Genomic DNA, 17,015 nt, shown 5'->3' with positions numbered 1-17,015 from the left:
TGCATAAGATGGAAACTGATCGTTTCTTATTCCCCTATTTTTAGAGCCAAGTGCAGGGGATAAAAAATACGACTAAAGTTATAGTAGTGGAAAATTACTCTTTAATTTTTATTAAAAACAATAAGATAATTAATTGTAACTAAGTGTACACATGTACATTAATACATTCGTCAGTTTTTGCCATAGTGAATTAAAAAATGAGCATTTTGGTCAATTTATTCAGCTGTATTTTCGGCATATTTGCTGCTTTTAGCACATTAGAATAAATTTTATGCAAGCTAGGTAAGTTTATGTGGCAGTTGAGTATAAAAAATGCCCATTTCAGGGTGTGAAATGGGCATTGATCAGATCGTTATCTACTTAGGAGTCGGAAATTTTCAGTCCAGATAACCATGAACGTAATGAGGCCGGTTTCAGCGGTTTTTTCAGCAGAACAATGTTTAGCTCTTTTAGACGTTGCGGCAATTCCGGATCGGAATCGGCGGTAATCAACGCGACCGGAATATCCTTCGAACGATGTTCCAGAATGAAATCCAGACCGATCTTGTCCTGATTCAGATGTTGATCCACCAGCCAGACCTGAATATTTTCCTGCTGAATCAGCATGGCTGCTTGTTCAGGTTCAGTGGCTTTAAACACCTGATAACCCCATTTGGTCAATAAGGTCGACATGCCTTCCAGAATGGTTTCATCATTATCCAGACACAGAATCTTAAAGGCTTTGCTCTTTAAAGGTACGGCCTGAACCGGTGCTGCAACAACTTTAGGTGCCTCAATCACAGGCACTTCAATCATAAAGCAGGAGCCTTTGCCCAGCGCAGAAGATACATGCACCGGATAGTCCAGCATGCTGGTCATGCGTTGTACGATCGCCAAACCTAGGCCCAGACCCTGTTCACCCCAAGGCGAGGTGTGGCCGCAACGTTCAAATTCCTGAAACAGTTTGATGCGCTGTTCTTCGGCAATGCCCGGGCCAGTATCCCAGACGCCAATACGGATATGATTCGGTCTGCTGCTCGAACGTAATACACCGACCACCACTTTACCTCTGGCAGTATAACGCAACGCATTGCTGACAAAGTTCTGGATAATGCGGCGAATCCATTGTGGATCGGTATCAATCCAGAACTGTGCATCATGCACACTGAACTTGATACCACGCTGTGCAGCGATCGATTTGAACTGGAGTTCCAGATCGCTGAGCAGGTCATGCAGCGGATAAGCCTGACGTTTCGGCTGAATGGTGCCGCCTTCCAGTCGGGCAATATCCAGCAGGGCAGACAACATGCTTTCTGCACCATGCAAAGCACGATCCAGTTGTTGTAAGGTCTTGCGGTCTTCATCATTCTGCACGCTTTGTTCGAGTGCGGTACTGAACAGGCGCGCGGCATGCATTGGCTGCAACAGGTCATGACTGGCGGCTGCAATGAAGCGGCTTTTTGACATATTGGCCTTATCGGCCTGTTCACGCGCCAGTTGCTGCTCGGACAATGCATCGGCCAGCTGCTGGGTACGGTCCTGAACGCGGGCTTCAAGCACGGCTTCATTTTCACGGAAGGCAGTAATATCGGCGAAAGTGGTAACGAACCCGCCGCCTTCGATCGGATTGCCGCGCATCTGAATGACGCGGCCATCTTTACGAATCCGTTCAAATTCATGGGCACTGCCGACCTGCATCCAGTGAATCCGTTTCCGTACATGTTCTTCAACCGAGCCCGGGCCACATTCACCACGTTCAGCGTTATAACGGATCAGGTCGGCGATCGGACAACCGACATAGACAATATCGGTCGGATAATCGAACAGTTTCAGATACTGATTGTTCCATGCGACCAGACACATGTTTTCATCGACTACGCTGACCCCTTGGGTCATGTGATCAATCATGGTCATGATCAGGTTCTGATTAAAGCGTTGCCATTGCGAGGCCTGATCGAGAATATTGGCGACCTGACCCAATGCCAAACCATTATTAACCATAGCTGTGGTCAACAGGGTACGTGCCGAGGCTGCCCCGATAGTCCCCGCCAGATACTGTTCGGTGAAACGCCACCACATGCCATTGGCACTGCTGTTTTCATTCAGCTCAACACTGTTTTGGGTGCAGAACTGCTGGAAAGCGCGTGTGGTTGGGCCTTCGCCGGTAATGCGTTTAGCCAGGGTAATCAGATCACCGACTTTTAAACGGGCGACATCCTGATGCGAATAGCTGACCTCGTTAGAAGGACTCTGCGAGGGTAGTGGCTTGGTTTCATAATAGAAGAAACTTTCGGCTTGAATCTGTTCGGCAATACTCGGACGGAAAATACGGGAAATCCAGATATACAGCAGGGTATTTAAGCCCAGTGCCCAAACTACGCCATGCGTCAGTGGATCAAAAGACTCAAAACCGATCAGGGCTTCCGGTCTTAACCAGTTCCAGCCAAAAGGCCCTTGATTCAGCAAGCTTTGGCTAAAGCTGCTATAGGCTTCTGGCAGGCTTCGCAAAATGGTTGGAAACAGCAGGGTATAAGCCCACAAGGCAAAACCGGTCAGGAGTCCAGCATAGACACCCTGTTTACTACCGCCACGCCAGTACAGGCCGCCGATCAGGGCAGGGGCGAATTGTGCCACCGCACTAAACGCCAACAGGCCAAAAACTGACAGCTGGTCAATATCATTAAAGAAGTTGAAGAACAGGAAGCCCATCAACATCACACCCAGGATACAGACCCGGCGGGTAAATTTCAGCACCAACGGCAAGCGTTTGTCATGCCGGGAAATCAGCTTTAAACGCCACAACGCCGGCATGATCAGGTCATTGCTGAGCATGATTGACAGTGCCACGGAAGACACCAGCAGCATTCCGGTAGAGGCAGAAAAACCGCCTAAGAAGGCTAATAAAGTAAGCCAGTCCTGATTATAGCTGAGTGGCAAGGACAGGACCGCCACATCCGGAATCGCCAGGTATTGCGGTGCAGCATGTAGTGCCCAGCTGGCAATCGGAATAATCGCCAAGGTAGTCAGAATCAAATAGACCGCAAACCAGCGCCGTGCACCGCGGATATGTTTTTCATCACGTAGCTCAACCACAGCTACATGGAACTGACGCGGCAGGCAGATAATGGCCAGTGCCGCGAGCAGGGTCTGAATCCAGAAACTTTGTGGTACGCCAAACAGTTGCACATCATGAAAAGTGGTACTGATATCGCTACTGATCTGTGCCAGATTTTCTGGTGCTTCAAACATAAAGAAACAGGCGACTGCCAACAGGGCAAAAAGTTTAACAAAAGACTCAAATGCTACGGCCAGCATCAGCCCGCCATGCTGTTCAGTATTGGCAATCTGCCGGGTACCAAACATCATCGCCAGTATTGCCAGAACCCCAGTTAGAAACAGCACGCCATTGGTCGTGCCGGTTACACCTGCGGAAGGTTCTAGAATGACGGCGGCACTTAAGGCAATCGCACGTAACTGCAAGGCCAGATAAGGCACAATCGCTACCACCGCCAGAATGGTTACCAGCGAGGCGAGGGGACCACTTTTACCATAGCGTGCTGCGACAAAGTCAGCGATCGAAGAAATGGCATGATGCTGTCTCACCCGTCCCAGACGGCGCCAGATGTCATAGCCGACAGCAACAAAGAGTAGCGGACCCAGATAGATCGGCAGGAAAATAATCCCTTCACGTACCGCAGCACCCGTGGCGCCGTAAAAGGTCCAGGAGGAGCAGTACACTCCTAAAGTTAAACTAAACAATAGCATACGCCCACGGGTACTCAGCCGGCTGGCATGTTTTTCCCCGTAGAAAGCGCAGATAAAGAGTAATGCGATATAGAGGGCGAGTACCCCTATGATGAGCCAACTGTTCATATAGCCTGATGTGTACTGAGCATGCCGCTATGATAACGCATCGTGAACGCTACAGTTTAAATTGATCATTTTTTAACGACCAAAGTCTAAATTACAAGCACCTACGATTATTGTTAACTTGCACCAGTGATAATTCGAATTAAAAAATAGGCAGCCCAAGGTTGGGCTACAGGAGTAGTAATTATGGATGAGGTACAAGTAGATCGTATTCTACAAAATCCAAAATTCAAGGAAATGGTCCACAAGAAAAGTATGCTCAGCTGGACGTTGACCGGCATTATGCTATTTGTCTATGTGGGTTTCATGTTGCTGGTTGGTTACAACAAAGAATTTCTATTGTCTTCAATTTCAGGTGGTGTGACCACGTGGGGTATTCCACTTGGTCTGGGTATCATTGTCCTGTCGTTTATCTTGTGTGGTGTGTATTCCTACATTGCCAATAACAAACTTGATCAATTGACTGAAGAAGCAATCCGTGAAGTCGAAGCGATTGCGCATGAAAAAGGACACCACTAAGATGAAATGGAATTCTCTTATTGCCCTGGCGACCACGATAGTGGCTTCAGGCGTTGCATTCGCTGGTCCTGATCTGGGTGCAGCAGAACAGCAGGCGACCAACTGGCACGCGATTATCATGTTTGTGATTTTCGTAGGTGCTACGCTGTTTATTACCAAATGGGCAGCAAAACAAACCACCAATACCAAAGACTTCTATACTGCCGGTGGCGGTATTTCCGGTTTCCAGAATGGCCTGGCGATTGCCGGTGACTATATGTCAGCTGCATCGTTCCTGGGTATTTCCGCGATGGTATTCCTGTCCGGTTTTGATGGCTTGCTGTATTCACTGGGTTTCATGGTGGGCTGGCCGATTGTATTGTTCCTGGTGGCAGAACGTCTGCGTAACCTGGGTAAATACAACCTGTCAGACGTAGTGTCTTTCCGCTTGCAGGAAAAACCGGTACGTACCTTGGCTGCTTTAAGTTCACTGGTTGTGGTCGCGTTCTATCTGATTGCACAGATGGTGGGTGCAGGTCAGCTGATCAAACTTCTATTCGGTCTGAACTATAACATTGCAGTCGTGATCGTTGGCTTGTTGATGATGGCCTACGTGATGTTCGGCGGTATGTTGGCAACCACTTGGGTACAGATCATCAAGGCGGTGATGTTGCTGTCTGGTGCAACCTTTATGGCATTCATGGTTATGAAAGGTGTGGGCTTCAGCTTTACCAACATGTTTGAACAGGCGATTGGTGTCTACTCAAAAGTACATGACTTGAGCCTGACAGATGCGACCAAAATCATGGGTCCGGGTAGTCTGGCATCTAATCCGATTGATGCGATTTCTTTAGGTCTGGCATTGATGTTTGGTACCGCAGGTCTGCCACATATCCTGATGCGTTTCTTCACGGTAAAAGATGCCAAAGAAGCGCGTAAATCAGTCGTAGTTGCTACAGGTTTTATTGGTTATTTCTACCTATTAACCTTCATCATTGGTTTTGGTGCGATTCTATATGTATCGAACAACCCGCAATTCCTTGATGTTGCGAAAATGGCTGTGACTGGCAAGCTGGAGCTGGTGGGTGGTAATAACATGGCGGCGGTGCACCTGTCTGATGCAGTGGGCGGTGACCTGTTCATGGGCTTCATTTCTGCAGTTGCATTTGCCACGATTCTTGCAGTCGTTGCTGGTTTGACCCTGTCAGGTGCTTCAGCAATTTCGCATGACTTGTATGCCAACGTGTTGAAGAAAGGCCAAACCACGCCTGAATCTGAACTACGTATGTCTAAAATTGCGACTTTAGGTCTTGCGATCTTCGCGATGATTCTCGGGATTCTGTTCGAGAAACAAAACGTAGCCTTCATGGTCGGTCTGGCATTCTCTGTTGCGGCATGTGCCAACTTCCCGGTACTGGTATTGTCTATGTTCTGGAAAGGCTTGACGACACGTGGTGCAGTGATTGGTGGTGTTGCAGGTCTGGTAACCGCAGTAACCTTGATTGTGCTGTCTAAAGCAGTATGGGTCGATACTTTGGGTATTTCTGATACGCCAGTGAACCCGTTCAATGGTCCTGCAATCTTCGCGATGCCATTGTCATTCTTGTGCTGCTGGTTGTTCTCTGTGACGGATAATTCGGCACAGGCTCAGGCAGAACGCAAAGCCTTTGATGCGCAGTTTGTACGCTCACAAACCGGTATTGGTATCTCAGGCGCATCGGATCACTAAGATCTGCGCTACGCTAAAAAAGCCCCGTCAGGGGCTTTTTTTATGGAGATATCATCAAGTTTTTTCTTTAGGATAAATGCCGTATTGCATTGAGCTGGCTGGATTTGTGCAGTGTTATTTCAGTAATTTTCATACAAATCGTATATCTGCAAGTGGCTTTGAGCATGCTATGTTAAAAGCTGTTAACAATAACAATGTATTCCCTACATGAAGATAGTAACAAGAATAGCAACAAGGAGGGCATTATGAAGCAATCTCTGCAGCAGTTCTGGAACAGCTTTACCCATTTGCCTTCGGCATGGCTGTTGTGCCTGCAATTGCTGATCTTGCTCTTGTCGGTATTGAGTTATGGAAGCATGTCTTATCGGGCGGGAACCTGGGTACTGGGTGTTTTGGTTTTGCTGGTGATTGCCAGAGTCATTCGCCAGACTCCGATGTTTACCATTTTAGGACTCAGCTTTGTCGCCGGCGCAATTCTCTTTTCCTCCCTGATTGTGCTGGGACTGCGTTATACCTGGATCCATGTCACCGCCCACCTGTTTGAAGCTGGTGCTTATTTTAGTGCAGCCTATGGCCTACTGCGTTATATGTTTCATGACCGTTATCTGACCAAGGATGAACTTTTTGCCGCTGGCGCAGTATTTACCTTGCTGGCCTGGGGCTTTGCCTTCCTCTACAGTATCTGTCAGCTGCTGGTGCCGTACAGCTTTTCAGACCCCGATCTGCAAGCCTATCAACCCTGGCTGGATCTGATTTTTCTTAGTTTCAGTGTGCAATCTGCAACAGGACTGTCTGATATCATGCCGGTCAGTCCGGTCGCACGGATGCTAGCCATTATCCAGATGTTTGTCGGGGTGATGTATCTGGCGCTGATTGTATCCCGCTTAATTGCCTTGCAATATATCGCACGTCTACCGCATAAAAAGAACGTGAAAAATAGAGAAAACCCGCCTGGGCAATGAGACTCATCCTTTTATTGTATTTGTTACAGTAACTTAACGGCTTTATTTTGTGTCACATCCTAAAATAGCAGGAGATCTAGCTCCCATAGACTGAATCTGTCTAATCATTTTGACCTTACCAATAATTATTTGACGCTGTTTGTCGATCCAATTTTTAAAAAATGGAGGATGTATGCCTTCCACAAAACCATCCTGTTTTGCCAATATCAATCCAAATGTTTTTATCAGTACTGTCGCCATTATTGCGATATTTTTAGCGTTGGTCGTATTTGCACCCGATGCTTTTTCAGTTTTTACCCAGCAACTGAACCAGTGGATTACCACGTCCTTTAGCTGGTTCTATGTATTGTCGGTGGCGATATTTATCATCCTTCTGGCTTATATTGCCCTGTCGGATATGGGCAAAATCAAACTGGGACCCGAGCATAGTCAACCGAAATATAGCAGTGCCTCCTGGTTTGCGATGTTATTCACCGCAGGCATGGGGATTGGCCTGATGTTCTTTGGTGTGGCCGAACCGGTGATGCATTATGTCACGCCACCTGCCGGTGAACCTGAAACCGTACTGGCTGCACAACAATCTATGCGGGTCACCTTTTTCCACTGGGGCTTACATGCCTGGGCCATTTATACGCTTGTTGGCCTGTCGTTAGCTTATTTTGCTTATCGGCATCAATTGCCTTTAAAAATCCGTTCGGCCTTGTATCCGCTGATTGGTCAAAAGATCTATGGACCGATTGGAGATGGCGTCGATACCTTTGCCACCATTGGTACGGTATTTGGTGTCGCTACTACGCTTGGTTTCGGGGTGACCCAAATCAATTCAGGTTTGAACTATTTGTTTGGCATTGAACAGGCACCCAGTACTCAGGTCATTTTGATTATTGTGGTCAGTGCCATGGCGGCGACTTCTGTATTTTTTGGATTAGACAAAGGAATTAAACGTTTATCTGAACTAAATTTGGTACTTGCACTGCTGTTGCTGATTTTTGTCTTTGTGGCAGGTCCGAGTATTTATCTGTTACAGACGACTATTCAGAATGCCGGCCAGTATGTTTCAAATCTGTTCAGTATGACCTTTAATCTGTATGCCTATCAGCCAAGTGGCTGGATTGGGGGCTGGACCATCATGTACTGGGCCTGGTGGATTTCCTGGTCGCCATTTGTCGGGATGTTTATTGCCCGGGTCTCGGAAGGCCGCAGTATTCGTGAATTTATCGTGGGTGTATTGCTGATTCCGACTGGATTTACCCTGATCTGGATGGGCTTTATGGGCAATGCCGCACTGTACAGCATTATGCATGAAGCCAATACTGGCTTATTAGAGGCAGTTCAGCGTGATTCATCAGTGGCCCTATTTGAGTTTCTGAACAATCTGCCTTTCAGCTCAGTGACCAGCATCATTGCAACTTTACTGGTCATGCTGTTCTTTGTGACTTCTGCCGATTCAGGGGCATTGGTGACTGATTATCTGACAGCGAAAAGTGATAATTCACCGACTTGGCAGCGTCTGTTCTGGACCGTACTCATGGCTTTATTAGCCATCATCCTTTTGCTGGCCGGTGGCTTAGAGGCCTTGCAATCGGCCACGATTATGAGCGCTTTGCCATTTACATTTATTATGCTGCTGATGTGTTGGGGATTAATCAAAGCCCTACATCTGGATGTCACCAAAATGCATGCACTGCAAGCCGCACGGATTACCCCGCGTGCGATCCAGAATCCACGCAGCTGGCAACAGCGCTTAGGCCTGATCATGCATTATCCGCATACTCAGGAAGAGGTGCAGCAGTATATTCACAATACGGTGAATAAGGCATTTCTCAGCTTTCAAAGTGAATTGAAACGGCGCCGATTACATGTAGCGATTAGCCCGCTAGAAGACGGTATACAGCTCCGTGTTGATCATCAGGATGAAATTAATTTTATCTATCAGGTCAATGCCACTCAGACTTTAAGTCCAAGCTTTATGGCTGAACTGGAGAATGCGGGAGTAGATTCCTATCAGGCAGAAGTCTTTTTAAGAGAAGGTGGGCAGGGTTATGATGTGATGGAGTGGACGCAAGAAGATCTATTGCAGGATATCATTGATCAATATGAACGTCATTTGCACTTCTTAAGTCTGGTACGTACGCCTGAGTAAACAGAGTCATAAAACAATAAAAAAGGACGCAATATGCGTCCTTTTTTGATTCAGAATCTAATCAGAAATTAGAAACGGAATTTGGCATTTACGCCGATCGTTTGAGTATCACGAACTTGAGCAGTTTGCGCAAGATTTGCTTCGTAGTTAGCATTTACATAAGATGCACCAACTGCAACAGCAGGAGTAATGAAGTAGTTTACGTTCGCGCCCCAAGCTTTGTCTGGAGAACCAGCAAAGCTAGATTCCATATAAGAAGCACCAACGCTTAACTGTGGGTTAAGGAAAAGAGTTGTACCTAAGTTGTAGGCAGTATCTTCACCATAAACTAAACCGCTTTCAAAACCAATTGACATGTTAGTACCGTCGATTGCACCAACGTATTTAGTACGTGCAGTGATCGCATCTGTCTTATCAGCAATTGTTGCAGATTCAAGAGCAGCTTTAGCAACGCCGTTAGACACAATATTGAATGCATCTAAAGAAGCTTGGTCAGCAACGCTTGTATAACCAACAGCAACTAAGAAGTTAGGAGCAACTAAAGCACCAAGTTCTAATGCATAACGGTCGCCTTGATCGTCAGTTGCGTTAGCAGTTTTGCTATCAGCAATGGTATGGCTATAAGAAGCGCTTGCATAAACAGGCACAACTGAAGTTGGAACGTAAGCTTCACCTTTTACGCCGTAAGTATGATTTACAGTACGTGAACGTCCAGCTTCTTCTTGACCGTTTTCGCCATAGCTATACGCTAGAGCAACATTAGAAGCTTGGTTCAGGAAAGCAGCTTCAGCTAAAGGACCTTTAGAAGCGTCTACATCTTTTAAGTAGTAAGTACCTTGAACAGCGCCAGTGAAGTCTTTGTCATTTGCAGTGTTGTCGATGTACTCTGACTGACCTTGAACTTCGAATTGATATGCTTGAGCACCGGTCATCGCTAATAATACAGCAGTGGCTAAACCTAGTTTTTTCATGATATTTACCATTTTGTTACAAAAGATGTACAACATAAAACGTATTGTATTGTAACAATTTATTAAGTCAATCCAATTAGAAATCGCTATTTTTTTAAGCTAAATCATTGTATTAATTTTGTGTAAAATTCAAGTATTAGGCTCCGAAGCTATTTCATATAAAAACTCTTGTATAACAAAAATCTAGAATTTAAATATAGAATCGGGACTAAAGATTAAGGAGAAATTATGTTGTTATTTTAATCAATTAATACGATTAATTATAATATATTTATCTATTAAAACAATTAATAATAGGTGAGTTAATTCATAAATGTGTCAAGAAGTGCAAAATGTCTGGCGCATCAGGTCTTTGATTGGATTGCTTGATTTTAAAGTATCATCAGCTTGGATCTTAGAATAGGTGTCTGTTTTTTGAGCTAAATGGGCATGTTTTATAATCTTGACTGGAGCAATCGGCTTTACATTTTGAGGGGAATTTTACATAATATGAAAATCAAGTTAGAGTTCACACTTTTATAGTGATTTAGCCTGATTCTCCACAATTTTTTGTTTTATCGCCCAGCTTTCCCCAAGGTTGGGCTTTTTTTTGTCCAGCATTTTTTATTTCGGATCATTCCGTTTCTGAAAAAACCTTCAACTCAAAACAAGATGAGAAAAATAAATATTAGAATAATTTTAAGCACCAAAATAGTGCATATTGAAAAGTAAAAATAGAGGTCTAAAATTCAATAGCTAAAAAAAAGCCCGATTTTCATAGAAAATCGGGCTTTTTTCGCCAAAATTTGCGGGTAAACTAAAATATCTGCTGAGGAATAATTTAACTCGCCCTAATGCGGTGCATTATGCACCTATTTGTTGCAGGTGTAAATAGTGCAGAAAGCAAGTTTTTATATTTTTTAGCTGCTTAAATTCCCTTGCTTTTGTAAGACTTTATAGGGAATTGTGGTTATGAAACCCTGCATTAAAGTTTCAAATGAACTAACTTAAGTATCTGAAAATAATAGATGATAAAAATTCATTAAAAACATAAGTGAAGTAAGACTAAAGGCTTTAAGACCATCCTGTTTTATTTGTATAATAATCAATCTATTTAGCTTTGCTTGTCATATTGGGGCGTAATACAACAGCATGAATACCTTACGCTCTGAGTGGATCAGTAAACGTTTGTACTGGTCGATGTCGATTATTATTTTATGTTTACTTTGCATCTGTATTCCCTTAATTGTGAGTAGCAGTCAAAGTTATTTAAAATCCAGACAAACTTATCAACAATTGAATGCCTTACAGCAGGTCGCTGATCTGGCGAATAAAATTTCGCGTGAGCGTGCGCCTGCCAATAAAGCCATGTCCAGTTCGGTGCAGGAATTTGCCCAGCATCAGCAAGAGTTAATCAGCTATCGTCAACAGGTGGATCGGCAATTGTCCCAGACCGCGGATGTCTTGACGGAGGTCGGGTTTAACAACCTGAGTCAGCAACTTTCACAGCTTGAAAATAGTTTGAAAAAAGGACGTGCACAGGTTGATGCCTATACCCGGATGCCACGTCAGCAACGTAGTGCGCAAGAGCTTGATCAGGCAATTCTGGCCATGTTTGCTGCCTGGGAAAGTTGCCGTGAACTTTTGCGTGACGTGGCGGTGGCTTCAGATAGCTCGTCCACCCCTCTGAATAACTATATTAGCCAGATTCTATTTTTATCTGATTTACGTGATCAGGCGGGGCGGGTTGCCTCGTCTATCATGGCGCATGTGACTTTTGAAGCGCCGCTTCCCACTGAAAATATTACCCGTTCTTTACAGACCCAACATCAGGTGCGTTATTTGTGGGCCTTGATTGATACCATTCAGCCTGTTCAAGATAAAACAGAGGAGTTCATTCGTTTACATCGACGGGTAGAAACCGAGTTTATTCAGCAAGGCTTACCGATTGTGAGTGAACTGATCAGTGACAGTCTGGAGCAACGTGATTACCGTTTGAGCGGAACAGAGCTGACTGAAGCGATGGTAGATAAATTTGCGACTGTGGTAGACCTGCAAACTTACCTACTGCAATACAGCAGAGATGCCGCTATTCAGGAAATGAACAGCAATATGCAGCGTTTGATCTGGAGTGTACTGGTATCGCTGATTTCATTACTGACCGCGATTTCAACCATGATTTTTGCACGTAAACAGGTATTCCTGCCGCTGATTCAGGCACGCCGCATGTTGTTGAGTTTGTCTAAAAACTCGGGTCGTCAGAAAATTGATATGCGGCTGCGTGAAGTGAATCATTCTGATTCCTTATTCGCTGCCATTCAGAAATTGCAACAGATGTTGCAAGAACGTGATGCGCTGGAATTCCGTTTAAAGAATATTGCTCATTCCGATTCCTTGACCGGATTATCGAACCGTTTCGCGCTGGAAGAATATATCCGTTTTATGGAAAATCAGCCGGGTCAATTGAGTCAAACCTGTTTGATGATTATTGATATTGATCATTTTAAACAGGTGAATGATCAATATGGGCATATTATTGGCGATCAGGTGATTCGGCTGGTGGCCGAGCGTTTACAGGCTAATGTCCGTGCTACAGATTTGCTGGTGCGTTATGGTGGTGATGAATTTTTGGTACTGATTGAAAATATCCAGATGCAGCAGGCACTGATTGTGGCCGATAAAATCCGCGCTGAAGTGGCTGAGCGTCATATTGTGACTGCAGCAGGAGACGAGATTCAGATTTCGGTCAGTATCGGGGTTGCCATTGGTGCTGGCTCCTGGATAGCTTTATTGTCCAATGCAGATGATGCTTTGTTTGCAGCAAAGGCCAAAGGACGCAATGCGGTGGCAGAGGTTTAATTCAAAAGACTGCTTTCTCTACTTTTGATTACAAAAAAGTAGCAAAATGCCTTTTTTCGACTGATGCTAAGTCCTTTTAGCATAGTCGAACGGGCGACATCCACGTCGCCAGTCATGTGATCTAATTTTGATGACCTTTGGTTTTGTCGATGAGATAGTTAATAAAATTTGTGCAGGCAACAAGCATAAATTTGGCATCGATATAAGAAAGATTTGATTCGTCTAACATTGCATGGCGAATACCATCTGCATCGGATGTATAACCATATAAAGATTTAATACTGGCTTTTAATGCAGGATGTATTGGATATTGTTTTTCAATTTGACCAATTGCATCACCTAAAGTTACTTTGTCCTTCTTTAATATTTTTTGACATATACCTTCTAATGCCGAAACAGATTCTTTAATCGAATTTCGATAGTCAGGGTTTTGTCGATCTGCCATTAGTTTTAACGCTTGTTGAAGGTGTTCTTGCACACCTGAAAATTCGTTAGTATGTTTTAAAGCTTCCTCAATCGATTGGATTTCTTGTTCGGATGTTATTTCTATAACTTTGTAATTAATAATTTTATAAGCAGATTTTTCGGCTTCTAAATAAGAATTTAGTAGATCTGCGAAGGCTTCTTTATCATTAGTTTCGAAAGGAAAATAATCTAAACATGCTTCAATTAAGTCATAAATTTCATACCACTTATATTTTTCAAAAAATAAATAATCAATGTATTTAATTGTTTCTTCTAAAGAGTAGGGTATTTGATCAATTCTGCTTTTAAAAAAGCCATGGAATAAAGATATGAAAAAAGTTTCTAGATTACTTCCATTAATCGGTGAATTTCGTCTATTAAAAATACAATAATTATTAAAAATACTTACATTGACTGCATTCCATAAAGCATTTTTTAAACTATCATCCATACTTTCTTTTTGAATGACTTCTCTAACAGCTTTATAGCCATATCGTTCTGAAAATCGCATTTATTTACCTTAAAAGAACAAATAATTTTTCTTATTAAATTTAAATCCTCCCTAACCCTCCTTTACGAAAGGAGGGAATTTCTCCTCTTTGATAAAGAGGAGGGGAGGAGGAGATTTTTATTTCAACAACGGCTTCAAGAATTTACCCGTATGTGACGCTTTGACTTTTACCACCTGTTCCGGCGTTCCTTCCGCGACAATCATACCGCCACCCGAACCGCCTTCAGGGCCTAAGTCCACCAGCCAGTCGGCAGTTTTAATCACGTCCAGATTATGCTCAATGACCACGATGGTATTACCCTTGTCACGGAGCTGATGCAGGATGTCCAGCAGTTTGGCAATATCATGGAAATGCAGACCCGTGGTCGGTTCATCCAGAATATATAGGGTTTGACCAGTATCGCGTTTGGCCAGTTCACGTGCCAGTTTGACACGCTGTGCTTCACCACCGGAAAGCGTGGTCGCAGACTGACCCAGACGGATATAGCCCAAACCGACCTGATGTAATGTTTCCAGACGACGGTGAATGACAGGAATTGCATCAAAGAAATGCATCGCATCCTCAACGGTCATCTGCAACACATCAGAAATATTTTTGCCCTTATAGTTCACTTCCAACGTTTCACGGTTATAGCGTTTGCCATGACAGGCATCACATGGCACATACATATCCGGCAGGAAATGCATCGCCACCTTGATCATGCCGTCACCTTCACAGGCTTCACAGCGGCCACCTTTTACGTTAAAAGAGAAACGGCCGGCGGCATAACCGCGTGCCTTGGCTTCCTGCGTCTGTGAAAACAGTTCACGAATCGGGGTGAATAGACCGGTATAAGTCGCCGGATTGGAACGTGGGGTACGGCCGATCGGACTCTGGTCAATATCCACGACTTTGTCGAGGAACTGCAAACCATCAATCGATTCAAACTTTTCCGAAGTTAAAGTGGTGGCACCATTGAGCTGGGTCGCCGCCAAAGGTAACAAGGTCCGGTTAATCAAGGTCGATTTACCCGAACCAGATACCCCGGTGACACAGGTCATAATGCCCAACGGAATGGTCAGATCGACTTTTTTCAGGTTATGCCCGGATGCCCCCATCAGCTTGATCTGTTCCTCAGGCTTAGGCGGTTGAATCCGTTTTTTCGGGACTTCAATTTTTAACTTGCCAGATAAATATTTTCCGGTCAGCGAGTCAGGATTGGCCAGAATTTCATCATAAGTCCCTTCGGCAATCACATGCCCGCCATGTACACCTGCACCCGGGCCAATATCAATAATATGGTCTGCGGCACGAATCGCATCTTCATCATGCTCGACCACCAATACGGTATTGCCCAGATCACGCAGACGGATCAGGGTTTGCAGCAAACGGTCGTTATCACGTTGATGCAAACCAATCGAAGGTTCATCCAGGACGTACATCACGCCCATCAGGCCGGCACCAATCTGCGAGGCCAGACGGATCCGCTGCGCTTCACCACCCGACAGGGTTTCTGCAGAACGTGACAGGCTGAGATAATTCAGACCGACTGAGACCAGAAAATGCAGACGTTCACGGATTTCTTTAAAAATCTTGTCGGCGATTTCACCGCGTGCGCCTTCGAGGTTAATGTCCTGATAATAGCTTTCGGCATCGCCAATCGACATGCGGGTAATGTCGGCAATGGTCTTGTCCAGAATTTTTACATTACGCGAGATTTCATTCAGACGCGAACCATCACATGCATCACAGGCAGCATTGGACAGATATTGAGCCAGATCATCACGCACATAATTACTTTCAGTTTCGCGGTAACGACGTTCCAGATGTGGCAAAATTCCTTCAAAAGGAATGACCCGATTGTGGCGACGGCCACGTTCATCGATATAGCTCAGATCAATTTTTTCTTTGCCAGTACCGTACAGGAATTTCTTCTTGGTATCGGCATCCAGTTCATTCCACGGGGTCTCTAGAGAAAAGCCAAAATGATCGGCCACTTTCTGGATCATGCTGTAATAATATGGACGCTGACGGTCCCAGCCACGAATGGCCCCCTGACTGACACTGACTTCAGGGTTGGGAATCAGTTTGCCGGCACTAAAATGACTGCGAGTGCCGAGACCATCACAGACCGGGCAGGCGCCAAAAGGATTGTTAAACGAGAATAAACGCGGTTCCAGCTCAGCCACAGCACGGTCACATTCCGGGCAGGAGTGTTTGGCGGAAAAGACCCGATCCTGATGTTCATCTTTCATCCAGGATAAAATCGCGATATCACCACCTAAACGTAGCGCGGTTTCAAAACTTTCTGCAATGCGGTTACCTAAGTCATCACGGACTTTAAAACGGTCCACCACCACTTCAATGGTATGTTTTTTCTTTTTGTCCAGTTCAGGTGGCGGATCAATTTCCATGATCTCGCCATCGACGCGGGCGCGGACGAAACCCTGGCTTTGTAGCTGTTCAAACAGCGCCGTATATTCACCTTTACGTTCACGCACCACCGGTGCTAATAGTAAAAGAGCAGTGCCTTCTTCTAATGCTTTGACTGCATCGACCATTTCAGTAACCGTTTGTGCCACCATCGGCAGGTCATGTTCAGGACAGAACGGTGTACCGACACGCGCATACAGTAGACGTAAATAGTCATAAATTTCGGTAATGGTTCCCACGGTAGAACGTGGGTTATGGCTGGTAGATTTCTGCTCGATGGCGATGGCTGGACTCAAGCCCTCAATCGAATCCACTTCCGGTTTTTCCATCTGGGAAAGGAACTGGCGGGCATAGGCAGACAGCGATTCCACATAACGGCGCTGACCTTCGGCATATAAGGTATCAAAGGCAAGCGAGGACTTACCTGAACCAGACAGTCCCGTAATCACCACAAACTTGTCGCGTGGTATATCAAGGTTCACATTTTTCAGGTTATGGGTACGTGCGCCTCGAATACGGATGTGGCTTTGGCTCATGCAAGGATCCTAGAATATTCATCAAAAACCCTTATATGATACCGGATGAAAAATGTTCAAGTGCAAATAAAAGTATTTTAAACGTCAAGTTATGTCGGTG

At 44.9% G+C, this 17,015-nt stretch carries 9 protein-coding genes; 5 read left to right on the top strand and 4 right to left on the bottom strand.

The genetic code is table 11. The features are described 5' to 3' along the window. Window positions 1–360 precede the first annotated feature (360 nt). A complete protein-coding gene (locus tag AC1IR0_RS04970; protein ID WP_004729193.1) occupies window positions 361–3,852 on the bottom strand; it encodes a hybrid sensor histidine kinase/response regulator in 3,492 nt (1,163 codons plus the stop codon). Between the two features lie 183 nt (window positions 3,853–4,035). On the opposite strand from AC1IR0_RS04970, the gene AC1IR0_RS04965 reads away from it, so the two are divergent. The 4 genes from AC1IR0_RS04965 to AC1IR0_RS04950 all read left to right on the top strand — a co-directional run bounded on the left by AC1IR0_RS04965 (window position 4,036) and on the right by AC1IR0_RS04950 (window position 9,181). Then, window positions 4,036–4,368, top strand: a complete 333-nt coding sequence (locus tag AC1IR0_RS04965) for a DUF485 domain-containing protein (protein WP_396469548.1) — start codon at window positions 4,036–4,038, stop codon at window positions 4,366–4,368. Between the two features lies 1 nt (window position 4,369). Beyond that, window positions 4,370–6,076, top strand: a complete 1,707-nt coding sequence (locus tag AC1IR0_RS04960) for a cation acetate symporter (RefSeq protein WP_004729195.1) — start codon at window positions 4,370–4,372, stop codon at window positions 6,074–6,076. A gap of 245 nt (window positions 6,077–6,321) precedes the next feature. After that, complete coding sequence (locus tag AC1IR0_RS04955) at window positions 6,322–7,038, top strand: ion channel (protein ID WP_005105364.1); 717 nt, start codon at window positions 6,322–6,324, stop codon at window positions 7,036–7,038. Between the two features lie 172 nt (window positions 7,039–7,210). After that, a complete protein-coding gene (locus tag AC1IR0_RS04950; protein WP_180180821.1) occupies window positions 7,211–9,181 on the top strand; it encodes a BCCT family transporter in 1,971 nt (656 codons plus the stop codon). A 68-nt stretch (window positions 9,182–9,249) separates the two neighbouring features. On the opposite strand, the gene omp33-36 is transcribed toward AC1IR0_RS04950, so the two are convergent. Continuing rightward, complete coding sequence (omp33-36, locus tag AC1IR0_RS04945; RefSeq protein ID WP_409651536.1) at window positions 9,250–10,164, bottom strand: porin Omp33-36; 915 nt, start codon at window positions 10,162–10,164, stop codon at window positions 9,250–9,252. Between the two features lie 1,119 nt (window positions 10,165–11,283). On the opposite strand from omp33-36, the gene AC1IR0_RS04940 reads away from it, so the two are divergent. Next, window positions 11,284–12,990, top strand: a complete 1,707-nt coding sequence (locus tag AC1IR0_RS04940) for a GGDEF domain-containing protein (protein ID WP_005245764.1) — start codon at window positions 11,284–11,286, stop codon at window positions 12,988–12,990. A 121-nt stretch (window positions 12,991–13,111) separates the two neighbouring features. Here the strand turns inward: AC1IR0_RS04940 and AC1IR0_RS04935 are convergent, their stop codons facing one another. Both AC1IR0_RS04935 and uvrA read right to left on the bottom strand, forming a co-directional pair. After that, on the bottom strand, window positions 13,112–13,966 hold the full coding sequence (locus AC1IR0_RS04935) for an AbiJ-NTD4 domain-containing protein (RefSeq protein ID WP_479741210.1): 855 nt from the start codon (window positions 13,964–13,966) through the stop codon (window positions 13,112–13,114). 117 nt (window positions 13,967–14,083) lie between these two features. Next, entirely contained in the window at window positions 14,084–16,915 is a 2,832-nt protein-coding gene (gene uvrA / locus AC1IR0_RS04930) for an excinuclease ABC subunit UvrA (protein WP_409651541.1), read from the bottom strand. Window positions 16,916–17,015 lie beyond the last annotated feature (100 nt).

Source organism: Acinetobacter sp. 129952, assembly GCF_056642055.1.
This window is presented reverse-complemented; position numbering and strand designations above follow the sequence as displayed.

Excerpts from the sequence above, each read along its gene's own strand:
- AC1IR0_RS04950 (WP_180180821.1), top strand. The coding sequence starts at position 7,211 with ATGCCTTCCACAAAACCATCCTGTTTTGCCAATATCAATCCAAATGTT.
- uvrA (WP_409651541.1), bottom strand. The coding sequence starts at position 16,915 with ATGAGCCAAAGCCACATCCGTATTCGAGGCGCACGTACCCATAACCTG.
- AC1IR0_RS04970 (WP_004729193.1), bottom strand. The coding sequence starts at position 3,852 with ATGAACAGTTGGCTCATCATAGGGGTACTCGCCCTCTATATCGCATTA.
- AC1IR0_RS04955 (WP_005105364.1), top strand. The coding sequence starts at position 6,322 with ATGAAGCAATCTCTGCAGCAGTTCTGGAACAGCTTTACCCATTTGCCT.
- AC1IR0_RS04935 (WP_479741210.1), bottom strand. The coding sequence starts at position 13,966 with ATGCGATTTTCAGAACGATATGGCTATAAAGCTGTTAGAGAAGTCATT.
- AC1IR0_RS04960 (WP_004729195.1), top strand. The coding sequence starts at position 4,370 with ATGAAATGGAATTCTCTTATTGCCCTGGCGACCACGATAGTGGCTTCA.
- AC1IR0_RS04940 (WP_005245764.1), top strand. The coding sequence starts at position 11,284 with ATGAATACCTTACGCTCTGAGTGGATCAGTAAACGTTTGTACTGGTCG.
- AC1IR0_RS04965 (WP_396469548.1), top strand. The coding sequence starts at position 4,036 with ATGGATGAGGTACAAGTAGATCGTATTCTACAAAATCCAAAATTCAAG.
- omp33-36 (WP_409651536.1), bottom strand. The coding sequence starts at position 10,164 with ATGGTAAATATCATGAAAAAACTAGGTTTAGCCACTGCTGTATTATTA.